The 12,686-nt window shown below is 63.8% G+C and carries 14 protein-coding genes and 1 pseudogene; 8 read left to right on the forward strand and 7 right to left on the reverse strand.

The genetic code is table 11. From position 1 onward, the window contains the following. The first annotated feature begins 4 nt into the window (after positions 1 to 4). A complete protein-coding gene (locus tag ACZ89F_RS28365; protein ID WP_476095290.1) occupies positions 5 to 1,075 on the forward strand; it encodes a YihY/virulence factor BrkB family protein in 1,071 nt (356 codons plus the stop codon). 64 nt (positions 1,076 to 1,139) lie between these two features. Here the strand turns inward: ACZ89F_RS28365 and ACZ89F_RS28370 are convergent. Continuing rightward, positions 1,140 to 1,724: pseudogene (locus tag ACZ89F_RS28370) on the reverse strand (alpha-ketoglutarate-dependent dioxygenase AlkB). A 375-nt stretch (positions 1,725 to 2,099) separates the two neighbouring features. On the opposite strand from ACZ89F_RS28370, the gene ACZ89F_RS28375 reads away from it, so the two are divergent. Then, on the forward strand, positions 2,100 to 2,288 hold the full coding sequence (locus tag ACZ89F_RS28375) for a YodC family protein (protein WP_056584748.1): 189 nt from the start codon (positions 2,100 to 2,102) through the stop codon (positions 2,286 to 2,288). Here the strand turns inward: ACZ89F_RS28375 and ACZ89F_RS28380 are convergent. Then, entirely contained in the window at positions 2,280 to 2,621 is a 342-nt protein-coding gene (locus ACZ89F_RS28380; protein ID WP_476095291.1) for a hypothetical protein, read from the reverse strand. The genes ACZ89F_RS28375 and ACZ89F_RS28380 overlap by 9 nt on opposite strands. Between ACZ89F_RS28380 and ACZ89F_RS28385 the strand changes: the two genes are divergently transcribed. The 5 genes from ACZ89F_RS28385 (at position 2,620) to ACZ89F_RS28405 (ending at position 4,886) form a co-directional block, all read left to right on the forward strand. Then, positions 2,620 to 2,874 (forward strand): EF-hand domain-containing protein, encoded by a 255-nt coding sequence (locus ACZ89F_RS28385; protein WP_476095292.1) that lies wholly within the window; start codon positions 2,620 to 2,622, stop codon positions 2,872 to 2,874. The genes ACZ89F_RS28380 and ACZ89F_RS28385 overlap by 2 nt on opposite strands. 45 nt (positions 2,875 to 2,919) lie before the next feature. Next, complete coding sequence (locus ACZ89F_RS28390; protein WP_476095293.1) at positions 2,920 to 3,462, forward strand: RNA polymerase sigma factor; 543 nt, start codon at positions 2,920 to 2,922, stop codon at positions 3,460 to 3,462. A 119-nt stretch (positions 3,463 to 3,581) separates the two neighbouring features. Further along, complete coding sequence (locus ACZ89F_RS28395; RefSeq protein WP_476095294.1) at positions 3,582 to 4,028, forward strand: hypothetical protein; 447 nt, start codon at positions 3,582 to 3,584, stop codon at positions 4,026 to 4,028. Further along, the gene (locus tag ACZ89F_RS28400; RefSeq protein WP_476095295.1) at positions 4,025 to 4,486 is read left to right on the forward strand and encodes a periplasmic heavy metal sensor; all 462 of its coding nucleotides are present in this window, start codon (positions 4,025 to 4,027) and stop codon (positions 4,484 to 4,486) included. Before ACZ89F_RS28395 ends, ACZ89F_RS28400 begins: the two co-directional genes overlap by 4 nt. Before the next feature lie 112 nt (positions 4,487 to 4,598). Next, positions 4,599 to 4,886, forward strand: coding sequence for a GCG_CRPN prefix-to-repeats domain-containing protein (locus ACZ89F_RS28405; RefSeq protein ID WP_476095296.1), 288 nt, complete (start codon positions 4,599 to 4,601; stop codon positions 4,884 to 4,886). Between the two features lie 188 nt (positions 4,887 to 5,074). On the opposite strand, the gene ACZ89F_RS28410 is transcribed toward ACZ89F_RS28405, so the two are convergent. Beyond that, the gene (locus tag ACZ89F_RS28410; protein ID WP_476095297.1) at positions 5,075 to 5,239 is read right to left on the reverse strand and encodes a hypothetical protein; all 165 of its coding nucleotides are present in this window, start codon (positions 5,237 to 5,239) and stop codon (positions 5,075 to 5,077) included. A 128-nt stretch (positions 5,240 to 5,367) separates the two neighbouring features. Between ACZ89F_RS28410 and ACZ89F_RS28415 the strand changes: the two genes are divergently transcribed. Next, positions 5,368 to 6,801, forward strand: a complete 1,434-nt coding sequence (locus tag ACZ89F_RS28415) for a sulfatase-like hydrolase/transferase (protein WP_476095299.1) — start codon at positions 5,368 to 5,370, stop codon at positions 6,799 to 6,801. Here the strand turns inward: ACZ89F_RS28415 and ACZ89F_RS28420 are convergent. The 4 genes from ACZ89F_RS28420 to ACZ89F_RS28435 form a co-directional block, all read right to left on the reverse strand. After that, positions 6,798 to 8,375, reverse strand: coding sequence for an indolepyruvate oxidoreductase subunit beta family protein (locus ACZ89F_RS28420; RefSeq protein WP_476095301.1), 1,578 nt, complete (start codon positions 8,373 to 8,375; stop codon positions 6,798 to 6,800). The two genes, ACZ89F_RS28415 and ACZ89F_RS28420, sit on opposite strands and share 4 nt — an antisense overlap. Beyond that, positions 8,368 to 10,521, reverse strand: coding sequence for a thiamine pyrophosphate-dependent enzyme (locus tag ACZ89F_RS28425; RefSeq protein ID WP_476095303.1), 2,154 nt, complete (start codon positions 10,519 to 10,521; stop codon positions 8,368 to 8,370). The genes ACZ89F_RS28420 and ACZ89F_RS28425 overlap by 8 nt, the downstream gene beginning before the upstream one ends. Before the next feature lie 100 nt (positions 10,522 to 10,621). After that, positions 10,622 to 11,104, reverse strand: a complete 483-nt coding sequence (locus ACZ89F_RS28430; protein WP_126067545.1) for a MarR family winged helix-turn-helix transcriptional regulator — start codon at positions 11,102 to 11,104, stop codon at positions 10,622 to 10,624. Continuing rightward, on the reverse strand, positions 11,104 to 12,675 hold the full coding sequence (locus ACZ89F_RS28435; RefSeq protein WP_476095305.1) for a phytoene desaturase family protein: 1,572 nt from the start codon (positions 12,673 to 12,675) through the stop codon (positions 11,104 to 11,106). Before ACZ89F_RS28435 ends, ACZ89F_RS28430 begins: the two co-directional genes overlap by 1 nt. Between the last annotated feature and the right edge of the window lie 11 nt (positions 12,676 to 12,686).

Genomic DNA, 12,686 nt, shown 5'->3' on the forward strand with positions numbered 1-12,686 from the left:
GGCGGTGGCGTCGAAAGCGGAACGAAGCCAGCAGGCGAGCGGCAAGCCATCCTCATTGATCGACGCAGAAGCGGCCAATCGCGCAGCATCGACGACAGAAGGCAGCAAGGCCAGTCTGCGGTCGGAGCATGGCGATCGTGGGCGCGAAGCAGCCTGGCCGTCGCAGATCCCGGCGCTCGGCTGGAAGGATATCTTCTGGCGGTTGTGGGAAGAATTCAACAAGGACCGGGTCCTGCTGGTGGCGGCCGGCGCCACCTTCTACCTTCTGCTGGCTCTGTTTCCAGCACTTGCCGCGTTCATTTCAATCTATGGGTTTGTCGCGGACCCGGTCACTGTCGCGGACCACGCCGCCTATCTAGGCGGATTGCTGCCGTCGGGTGGATTGGATCTCATTCGCGACCAGTTGCAGGCTCTGGCCAAACAGAAGCCGGGCGCTCTCGGAACGGGCTTCTTCATCGGCCTTGGCATCGCGCTGTGGAGCGCCAACAGCGGCATGAAGGCGCTCTTCGATGCGATGAACATCGCCTATGAGGAACGCGAGAAACGCAGCTTCATCACCCTCAACCTGATGTCGATCCTGTTCACGGTGGGCGCCTTGCTGATCGGCATCGTGCTGCTGCTGACGGTCGGCGTTGTCCCGGCATTGTTGGGCTATTTCTACCTCGATGCCTGGACGGAAACGCTGGTTGCGGTCTCTCGCTGGCCGATCCTGGTAGGCGCCATGCTGACCGGCATTTCCCTGCTCTATCGCTTCGGGCCAAGCCGGGAACATGCGAAATGGCGATGGCTGAGCTGGGGAGCCATGATTGCAACCGCGGTGTGGATCGCGGCATCGTGGCTGTTCTCGTTCTATCTCCAGCATTTCGCCAATTACAACGCCACGTACGGTTCGCTTGGGGCGGTTGTCGGCTTGATGATGTGGACATGGATTTCAGTCATCATCCTCATCGCCGGCGCTGCCATCAACGCCGAGATGGAGCATCAGACGGCCATCGACTCGACCACGGGCCCGGCGCGGCCGATGGGCAAGCGCGGTGCGGTCGTTGCCGACACATTGGGCAAGATTGCCGATTGATACGGCCCATCACCGATCATCCGGCGCCCAGCGCTCGCCCGCCCCCACGCCCAGTTTCCCTGACCTATGCGCGCAATGTTCGGAGCGTGATCGAGTAGCGATGCTCGGCCAAAGGCGGAATGCTGTGTTCCCATTCGCTGCGCGCCGGACCCGACATGAGATAGGCTGATCGCGGCTCGACCGTGATGGTCCGGCGATCCCATTTCTCGCCATTCTTGCGCCTCAGCCTGAAATCACACGGCGCCAAAAGCGAAACGCCGGCGATCAGCTCATAGTGCGGTTTGTCGCGGTGCCAGCCAATGCCGGCGCCCGGCCGGTATTCATTGATCAGAACCTGGACGAACTCCTGTCCTGGAATCCCTGCGAACGCAGCGACCTTATGTCGAAGCGGCAGCAGAAACGCCGGCATGGGCGGTGTCTCGACCACCTAGCGTCGCTGATAGTCGTAACGCGTTCCAAAGCTGGCGACGTGGCGATTGGCAAGGTGGCCGTGGAAATCGAACGGTTCGAATGTCAGTTCCTGAAGCGCACCGACCAGAAAGGACTCGTCATCGCGTGTGATGAACTCGGAGAGGTAACGGAAACCATCCGGAAATGCAGTGGCCGAGCCGAACAGATCATGCTGAAAATTTGCGACGCCTGAGACCATGGACCATAGATGGTTCGGAACGCATGTTGGACAAGCGTGCCTGAACCTTGCGCCTACAGCGGTCACGTCCAAATTACGCACAAAATGTGCAGGGGTGTTGAGTGGAGGCCTCGCCTCGGGATCGAACCGAGGCTTCAGAGATTTGCCGTCTCCAGCGTAGCCGCTCCGCCACGAGGCCATCGCCGTCCAAGTAGCCGCCAAATATTTACGGAAAGGTTAAGACCGAAGATAGATCGGAACCACCGCGACGCGTTCGGCTGGCGTTCGGGAGATACTCTGCTGGTGCAAAGGATTGCGACGCCGGCGAAGCACATCTGCCATTGTCGAGACCCCGGTTTGATGTGAAACTCGTGGCCTCAGCATGGGAGGTCAAAAATGCCCAACAATTTCAAGACCGGAGACGTCGTCAAGCTGAAATCCGGAGGCCCCAGGATGACGGTCAGCGATGGCGCGGCCTCGGGCATGTATCTGTGCCACTGGTTCAATCGCGAGGGCGAGGTGTGGACCCCGCAACATGCCGGATTCAAGCCTGAACAACTGGTAGCGGCCGACCAATCAGACTAGAGCCTGTTCCATCCCGATGGAATCGGGATAGGCTCTCTTTGTTTGTTCGAGCATGAACGGATCAGCATGCGCGACCGACGGATTTTTCGGGTCGCGGCGTTTAACGGTTGAAGCGTGATGGCGGCACAGGCCGTCTGCAACGCGCCAACCGGAGACGCAAAGCATGATCAGCCGTTCGATTTCAGTCGTTGCCTTGAGTTTGCAGGCCGTTGCGGCTGTCGCCCAGACAACGACACCGCCCCCCGCACCGCCGACCGCCGCGCCGGCTGCCTCGGCAGTCAAATCCGACATCACACTGGCTAAATTCCAGAAGCGGCGCGAGAAGGCGATCATGGCGGCCGACACGGACGGCGACGGCAAGATCAGCCTGCTGGAGTGGACGGCCTTTCAGGCGAAACGCAACGGCAAAGGCGACCCTGCCAAATCCTTTGCGCGTCTCGATTCCAACCATGACGGCTTCATCGACCGCGCCGAACTCGATGCCTTCTTCGCCAAGCGCTTTGCCCGGTTGGACAAGAATGCCGACGGCATTTTGACGGCCGACGAACTGCCGGGCCACAAAACCGCTCCCAAGCCGGAGCAATGACCAAGAGGCAATGACGCGCGATGAATATCGGGAGTGCGCCGGTTGATGGCTGCGGATCCGGACGAGGAGCTGGTTCGCCGTGTTGGCGCCGGCGATCCGGCAGCCGTGCAAGCCCTGGTCGCGCGCAAGCTGCCGCGTATCCTGGCGCTTGCCGTGCGCATGCTCGGCGATGCGGCGGAGGCCGAGGATGTCGCACAGGAGACATTTGTCCGGATCTGGCGTCATGCCGCGGGCTGGCGGCGCGGCAATGCGCGCTTCGACAGCTGGATCCACCGGGTGACGCTGAACCTGTGCTACGACCGGCTGCGCCGGCGCCGCGAATGGGTGACCGACGAGGTGCCGGACGTCGCCGATCCTGCGCCGCTTCCCGATGCTCATCCCGGGGAGGAAGCTCATCGGGTCGAACAGGCGCTGCAACGCATCGCGCCACGCCAGCGCGAGGCGATCATCCTGGTCTACTATCAGGAGATGTCCAACATCGAGGCGGCAGCGACCCTGGGAATCAGCGTCGATGCCCTGGAGAGCCTGCTTGCGCGCGGCCGTCGCTCGCTGCAGACGATCCTGGCCAGGGATGGTGCCGATGAGTGAGCACCGGGCCAGCACCAACGCGCAACGGCCATCGCGCCTTGCTGGCGCTGCCCGACGCTCGGTTCCTGTCAGCCCCGTGCCGCGCGAGCAGGCGGCACCAATGGGCAAGGGGAAGACACATGGCTGAAGAACCCAGGAACGAACCGGCAATGGATGCCAAGCGCTTTGCTGCCCTGGCCGCGGCCTATGGCGGTGGCTTGCAGCGATGGCCCGAGGCTGAGCGGATGGCCGGCACTATCTTTGCCGCAAGCGAAGCGGGCGAGGCCATGTTGAAGCATGCCGGGACACTCGACGCGCGGCTTGACAGCTACCGCATCGACGCCCCCGGCAAGGCCCTGCACGGCAGCATCCTGCAGGCCGCCAGCCGGCACCTCGTCCAGCGCCGGCGTCAGCGGTTCTGGTGGCTGGGGCTGGGACTTGCCGGCATTGGTCTGGCTGGCGCCATAGCAGGACTGGCCTTGGTGACCATCGTCACGCCCGAGCTCCAGCCGGACCACGCTGTGCTGGATGCCAATGTGACGGCGTTCGGCGATGCCGATGCCGAGAACGGTGAGGAAAGCCTATGAGCACGCGCTGGATCCGCGGTCTGGTCATAGCTTCCGTGGTGCTGAACGTCTTTCTTGCAGGCGCATTTGTCGGTGGTGCGGTCTGGCTGAGAAATGCCAAGGCAGGCGCGGGTGTCTCGCTGGAATCGGCTGGCCGACAGCTTCCCAGCCAGGACCGCAAGACGTTCCGCCAGGCGCTGCGGCAGGTTCGCGTGGAGTCCCGGCAGATCATTCTCGATGGTCAGCAGGCCAGGCAGGAGGCAGCGGACCTGTTACAGCAGCCCGTCATGGACAAGGCCGCCTTATCGGCTGCCCTGGAGCGGGCACGCAATACCGACGTGACGGTGCGCACTCGACTTGAACAGGCCATTGTCGATTTCGCGGCGAACACGTCACCCGAAAACCGGAGTGTGCTGGCACAGGCATTGCTGCGCCATATGGAACGCCGCGCCGCCGTTGCGCCAAAAAAATCGCCATGACGAGCGACGGAAAAGGCTGGAGACGCCGTTTAACGAAGAGAAGGGACAAGCCTGCCCGATCGCACCATGCGGGGCGGCCATCTTCAAACTCGAAAGCACTCGGAGTCCAATTATGAGTCGCCTGAAAAACTATGCAGCAGCCGCTATCCTGGCCCTCGGTGGAACGGTCGCGACAGCCGCCGCGTCCAGCGCAATGCCCATCGTGTCCGTTGCCCAGCCGGTCGCCCCGGCAGTGGTCCAGCATGTCCGCTGGGGCTGCGGCATCGGCTGGCACCCGAACCGCTGGGGTCGCTGCGTGCCGAACGGCATCGTCGTCGTGCGCCCGCGCTACCACTACTGGCACGCTCCGGTCTACGTCCGGCACCCGCACCATCACTGGCGCCACTGGCACCATTACTGATCAAAGCGCCGCGGGGCCAGGCATCTTTCAGGCTGGCCCTGCGTGAGCGCTGGCGCACCGGACAATCCTGCGGACCAGCCCGGAGTTAAGGTTAAATTCACTATGGATTTGTTCTTGCCGCGCAAATAATCGAAGAGTTTCCCGAAACTATGCTCAGGCATGTTCGTGGGAAAATCTTTGACTCAGCTTCAAATCCTTGGACGGGTGCTCTGCCATCCGCTGACGCTGGCCGTGGTCAGCCTTGCCGGCGTCTTCGCCGCCGGACGGGCCGAGCACGAATGGCTGTCGGTGCCGTTCTCGGTGGCGCTGGTGGCAGCCCTTGCCGGATTTCTGTTCATGGCTTCGGGACGCATGGCCTTTTCCGGCTATCTCGCCTGGATGGGCATTGCCTTCGTCACCGTGGTTTCAGCGATCAAGTTCAGGATGAAGGGGTTTTCGCTGCACTTCTACGACGCGGTCTTTGTGTCGAGGGACCCGGAAAGTGTATCGCTTCCTGCTCGGCTCCTACCTCCATCTGATCGCGCCGGTCGTCATTGCCCTGGGGCTCGGCATCGGGGCTGCGATCCTTCTGTTCCGGATCGATCGGAAAATTGGCTGGCCGGTGTCGGCACGCGTCCTGGTCATGGCGGCGCTTGTCGTTCTGGTGCCGGTGACCTTTCCGGCCGAGGCATCGAAGGACCGCTATTTCTACTATATGCAGGGCCGGCATATGTCGGCCTTCTTCGTCTCGCTGCTGGATTTGCGCAATTTGGTCGTCGAGCCAGCCTTCGAGAAGCGGCTGCAGGCCGTCGCGCCGCAGCCGCCTTTTGCCGACACGGTCGATTGCGGTGACCGCGCGAACCTTCCCGATGTCTTTTTCGTGCTCAGCGAAAGCCAGTCCGATCCCGGCTATTTTCCGCAGCTCAGCAATGGCGCGGGCTTCCTGCAGCGATTCGCACCCAAGGCCGGCACGCCGCGTCCAATGCAGGTCGAGACGTTTGGCGGCGGCACCTGGATCACCAATCTGTCGCTGATGACCGGTCTGTCGGCCACCGATTTCGGCTGGCGAAGCCCTTATCTGACGATCACCCTGCAGGACAAAGTCGCCGGAGCCGTGCCGGAGGTGCTGGCGCGCTGCGGCTATCGGACTGTCGTGATGACGCCGATGGACTTTTCGTTCGTCAATGAAGGGCCGTTCCTGAAATCGATCGGCTTCGAGACCGTGCTCGACATCAAGGACATCGCCGCGCCCTTCTATCACCTGCGCGACAACTTCTACTACCACGCGGCTGAGGCATTCATCGCCAAACACCGTAAGGAGGACGGCCGCCCGCTGTTCCTCGAAATCCAGACCATGTTCCCGCACTCACCCTATGAAGGGCGGATGGAGCCTGAGCTGAAGGTCGATGGCGAGCCTTTCTCAGGCGATTTCCAGGCCAATGAATATCTGCGCCGAATGGCGGTGGCGCGCGGCGATTTCCAGGATTTCCTCGCCGGCAGGCAAGCGGATGCCGGCCAGCGCGGCGCCGTGGTGCTCGAATTTGGCGATCACCAGTCGTCGGCGACCAAGCCGTTCGTCGACGCCATCGCCGGCGACGACGCCTTGGCAACGCCCGGTTCGCTTGCCTATCGCACCTTCTACACGCTCACCACCTTCAATCATCCGTTGCGCCATCCCATGCCTGACATGGCGCCACTCGATGTCGGCTTTCTCAGCGCAAGCCTGCTCGATGCGGCCGGCCTGCCTATGTCGCCGGTCATGACCGATCTCGTGCGCCTGCGCGACCATTGCGGCGGCAGGTTCCATGGCTGCAAGGATCGGGCCGAAGTGGACGCGCATCTACGCCGGCGCGTCGATTCAGGGCTGCTGCATTTGTTTCCAGAAGCAACGCCGCTGCATGGGCTGGCGCCGCTCCAATCTGTGGACGCCCGCTAGATCGGATCCGGCCCCAGCGTTGCCACGGTCTTCAACGCGCCGTCGAGCATGTCGCCCTTCTCGTCCTTCAGCGCCATCTCGCGCAGGCGGCGGATCCAGTCGGCGGCGTCCGCTCGGCCCTTGAGCAGATCGAGCGCGGACAGCACCCGATCGAATTTCGATTGCGCCCGGACATGGGTGTCGCTGTAGCCCTTGATCAGCCGGCGGCAGTTGAGAATCTCGACAGCCAGCGCGTACTCGGCCGGTACGTAACCGAGCGCCAGCGCGTACCAGCGATCGAGATGCGCGATTTCGACCTTGTGGCGCAGCAGGCTGCGGCGCCAGCGGCGCAGGCCGCCGATGAACCAGAGGGCAGCAAAGCCGGCAAAGCTGTCGGTGCGGATGCGGCGGCCATGGTTGATGCGACGATCGAGAAAGGCGGCGAGCTTCGGCCGGTCCTCGATGTAGCTGCCCAGACCCGCCGGCAAGGTGCCGCAGAATTCCTCGATGCGCGGATGGAAATACTCGGTCACCTGCAGGATCGAGCCATCCTTGACGCCGACCTCGCGGCGCACGCGTTTGTCGCGCGTCGACCGTGTCTTCAGATCGGCGACGCGGATCATATCGTCGTAGCACAGCGCGTTGGCCAGATGCTTTGCGGCGGTGATGGACAGTCCATAGCCGCGATCCGGCCCGTCCAGCGCGACCGCCTTGTCCAGCCGGTCGAGATACTCGCGCCCGTAGGCGATATCCTGATAGTCGACGACCTTTCTCAGGCCCCTGAGCGCCATGTCGCGGACCGCCACGGGCAACAGATCGATGCGGGCGGCCAAAGCCTGCCAGCCTTGCAGCAGGTTTTGCGGACCACTCACCTGTCCTGCGCCCAAGGCAGATTCGACAATCGCGGGCTCGACCGGCTTCGGCGCCGGCGCTGCCGTACCGCGCGCGCGGTCAAATGCAGCACCGAAGGCGGCGAGGCTGGCCTTGACGCCCCGGCCGCCGGCGCCGACCGCCTGTTCGTAGCTCTCGCGCGTGAACGGCAGCGCGTCGGATCCAGCCAGCGCGCCGAGCAGGCTGGCCGAGATCATCGAGCCATTGTCGGCGGCGATCTTTTCCATGTCGAAGGCGATGAAGCGCTTCGATGCGGCTTCCGCCGTCGCATGCACCTTGGACGACGAGGCCCGGCCATCGCCCGGTTCGATTTTTTCCGACACCGCGGCGATGCGGTGCGAGGAGGCGATGAGCGTGGTGCGCTCCGGCGTGACGAAGCCGCGGATGATGGCGCGCCCGGCTTCCATCAGTTCAGCGGCGATCAGGATATCGACATCGCCCTGCGAGGGCGACAGGGCAAAGACCGGCAGCCGGCCGGTGTCGCGGGCCATCTCGACATAATAGATGGTGGCGCCGGTGCGCTGGGCGACGCCGGCGACCGAGGTCGATTGCGCGACGAAGCCGTTGCGCTCGGCGACGTCGGTGATCCAGTCGGCGAGCACGCCGCCACCCTGGCCGCCGACGGCCAGCACGGCAAGCTTGATGACGCGCTCGTCACCCTCGGCCCCGGCTCTCGGGCGAAATGGAGGGACAGCGTCAAGCATCGGCAAAGGTCAGGCGGCGGCTTTCGCGGCGACGCTGCAACAGGCCGATGGTGGCGCGGCGCGCGGCTTCCAGGAAACGGTCCCAGCGGCTCGGATTGTGCACGACGTCGGCGCGGTAGAAAGACGGGCACAGCACCGCCGCATCGGCGACCTCGCCGCAATTGCCGCAGCCGACGCAGCTCTGATCGATATGCGCGACCGGATCGTCGCGCAGCGGATCGTCTGTTGACTTCACCGACAGCGATGGGCAGCCGGAGAGACGCATGCAGGCGTGGTCGCCGGTGCAGATGTCCTCATCGACGCCGAACTTCGGTTTCACTACCCGCTCACCGCCCTTGATCGCCTTGTCGACCAGCGGCCTTTCGCGGCGCTGCCGATTGAGCATGCATTCGGATGAGGCGACGATGACCTTCGGCCCCTTCTCCTCGGTGGTCAGCGCCTCGCGCAACGTGTCCTGCATCTTGGTCACGTCATAGGTGCGGTCGACATGGCGCAGCCATTTGACACCCATGCCTTTGACCGCCTCGGTGATCGGATGCTTCGTCGACTTGGTCTTGTTGCCCGCGCGCGACGACAGGATGTCCTGGCCGCCAGTGGCTGCCGAATAGAAATTGTCGACGATGACGATGACGCCGTCGTTCTTGTTGAACACCGCATTGCCGATCGAGGAGGTCAGGCCGTTGTGCCAGAAGCCGCCATCGCCGACGAAGGAGATCGAACGGCGCTTGGCATCGGGCGAGTTGAACGCCGAGGCGGAAGCCGGACCGAGCCCATAGCCCATGGTGGTGGCGCCGAGCTCGAAAGGCGGCATGATCGAGAACAGATGGCAGCCTATGTCGGAGGCGATGTGGTGCTTGCCAAGTTCCTGTTCGACCAGTTTTGTCGCGGCAAAGATCGGCCGCTCCGGGCAGCCGATGCAGAAACCGGGCGGGCGTCCTGGAACGACATTGATCAGGTCGGCTGCATCGACGCCGTCGCCGACCTTGTTGGGGGCACGCACCTCGCCGGGCAAAAGATGCGGCGCCTCGGCGCGCAGGAAGGCGCCGATGCCGTCGAGCATGACCTGGCCGGTGTATTCGCCGGCCATCGGCAGATGCTCCTTGCCGACCAGCCTGGTGCCGCGTCCGGCCTTGTGCAGCATCGAGGCAAAAGCCTGTTCGATGTAGTTGGGCTGGCCTTCCTCGACGACCAGAACCGACTGCTTACCCTCGCAGAAGGACAGGAACTCGTCATCGATCAGCGGATAGACGGCGTTGAGCACATAGAGCGGCACGTCGGTGTCGCCATAAATGTCGGCGAGGCCTAGCCGCTGCAGCGCGCGGATGACCGAATTGTACATGCCGCCCTGCATGACGATGCCGACCGAACCATGATCCGACCCGAAGAATTCATTGATCTTGTTCTTGCGGATGAAGTCCACCGCCGCCGGCCAACGTTTCTGCACCTTCTCCTTCTCATGCAGGAAGGAAGCGGGCGGCAGCACGATGCGGCCGGTGTCGCGGCGCGGTGCGTCGAGCGCATCGGCGACCGTCATCGGCGGTCGCTTGTTGTCCTTGGCGATGAAATGGCCGTGGACATGGCAGCAGCGGATGCGGACCTGCAGCATGACCGGCGTGTTGGAGATCTCCGACAGTTCGAAACCGTCCTCCACCGCCTTGACGATCGACGGCAGATTGGGTCGCGGATCGAGCAGCCAGACCTGGCTCTTCATGGCGAAGGCATGGCTGCGCTCCTGCATGATCGAGGAGCCCTCGCCATAATCCTCGCCGACGATGATCAGCGCGCCGCCGGTGACGCCGCCCGACGCAAGATTGGCCAACGCATCGGACGCGACATTGGTGCCGACGGTCGACTTGAAGGTCGCCGCACCACGGATCGGGTAGTGCACCGAGGCGGCCAGCATGGCGGTGGCGGTGGCTTCCGATGCGCTGGCCTCGAAATGCACGCCGAGCTCGCCCAGAATGTCCTGCGCGTCGGCCAGCACATCCATCAGGTGGCTGATCGGCGCGCCCTGATAGCCGCCGACATAGCCGACGCCGCATTGCAGCAGCGCCTTGGTGATGGCGAGGATGCCTTCACCGGCAAACTCCTCGCCCGCGCCGAGCCTGAGTTTCTCGACTTCCTTGGCAAAAGACCGTTCGGCCATTTTTTCTCCCTTCCGTTACCGCCTGAGGCTGGCGGCGCGTAGGTCTATTTGTTTGCGCATGACCTCTTCCGAAAACCGGCTTCCACTTTTCGGGGTCATGCTAGATGTCGTGCTTGCGAATGTTCTTCAGCATCTTCAAAAGCGTGGCGATAAGCGCGGAATATTCGGCGTCGTCGATATCATCGAACATCGCCTCGAACGCGTCATGCATGGCCGGCCAGGCGCGGGTGAACTCGGCGCGGCCCTCGTCGGTCAGGAACACGTGGCGGATGCGGCTGTCGGTGACGCCCTGCTCGCGCCGCACAAGGCCCTGGCTTTCCAGCGAGTCGAGCGTCCGGCTCAAGGTCGACTGCTCGATCACAGTGTAGACCGAGAGGTCGTTGACAGTGATGCCGTCGGTGACCGACAGCACGGCCAGCGTGCGGACCTGCGGAATGGTCAGGCCCTGCTTGCGGAAATCATCGCGCAAGGTCGCGTTGTAGCGGCCCATGATGCGGTTCATCAGATAGGGCGCGAATTGCTGCAGGCCGATCTGCCCCAAGGTCGAAATGCGCTGGCGCTTTTCCGCAACTTTCTGTTCCATCACAGCTTCCCCGCCAGGAGAAAGCCGGAGCCGCCGCCAAGGCCGGCACCGGGATGGGTCGAGGCGCCGATATGGTAGAGGTTCTTGATGCCGGTCAGATGGTTGCGGCTGGTCTTGAATGGCCGCCACAGGAACGACTGGTCGATGGTCGAGGAACCGCCATAGGGGTCGCCGCCGACCAGATTGATGTTCATCGCTTCGAGATCGGCCGGCGAATAGGCGCGGCGCGCGATGACGCTGTCCTTGAAGCCATCGATATGACTGGCAAGGATCGCCTCCGCACGGTCGGCATAGGCTTCCCGCAATGCGTCGGTCCATTGCCTGTCAGCCGGCGCCTGTAGCTTGCCTGCCGCGTCGCCCTTGATGTGGCGCGGGGCCTCGGGCAGTTGCAGCCACAGGATTGCCTTGCCTTCAGGGCAGCGCGAGGGGTCAAGCGCATGCGGCTGGCCGACGCAGATGGTCGGCACCTCCGGCAGTATGCCGCGCGCCGCCTCGTTGCAGGCTTTCGAGACGCCATCGAGCCCCGGCGTCAGGTGCAGCAGCGCGACCTTGTCGAGGCCTTCGCCACGCCATGCGGGTGGCTTGTCCAAGGCGTAGTGGATCTGGAAATTGCCTTTGCCATAGCGGTATTTCTGCGTCGCCTCGACATCGGCTTGGGGAGCGTCCGCGCCGAGCAGCCGACCATAAAGCTGCGTCGGCGTGACCGAGCAGATGACGCTCTTCTTGGCATGGACGGTTTCGCCCGAGGCCAGCCGCACACCGGTGGCGCGGCCCCCGGTCAGGATGATGGAGGCAACGTCCGCTTCGGTGGAGATGACACCGCCGCGCTCGGTGATGAGCGCCTCGAAGGCTGACAGCAGGTTCTTCGCCCCACCCTTGACGATCGGCGCGCCGGCCGCCTCCAGCGCGAAGGCAATGACCTTGGCGATCTGGCCGGAGAACGCGTCCTCCGGTCCAAGCCCGGCATGCAAAACCCAGGGCGCCCACAGCGCACGGATGGTTTCCGACTGGTAGGTGGTTTCCAGCCAGCTGCGCGCCGGCACCAGCGCTTCGCCGAGAAAGGCGGCAAGGCCACGCGGGCCGCGTCGCCAGGCATCGCCGCCCAGCAGTTTCGCCGTCGGATAAGACCACAGGCTGCCACCGAGCAGTCCGAACAGCAGGCCAGCATTGCGCTCTATGCCGCCGACATCGTCCGCGTGGCGGTCGCCGTCGCCTGCCGCGATCGCATTGAGCGCGGCGACGTTGGCGGCGCGGTCGGTGGTGAGCACGGCATGGCTGCCGTCCGGCCGCAGCACGCCGGTCGGCGTGCCGGTGTGGCAGAATTCCAGCCCGTGCCGCGCGAGGTCTGCGCCTAGTGCCGCAAAGGCCGGCGAGGTGATGAACAGAACAAAGGTCGTCGCCATCACATCATGGATGAAGCCGGGCGCAGTGATCTCCTCGGTGCGCATGCAACCGCCAATGCGGTCGTTGCGCTCGAGCACGAGCACCTTCGCACCCTTGCCGCCGAGCATCGCCGCGCAGACCAGCGCGTTGATGCCGCTGCCGACGATGATGTGATCCGGCTGGCTCACGACAAATGCTT

This window comes from Mesorhizobium sp. USDA 3734 (assembly GCF_056279665.1).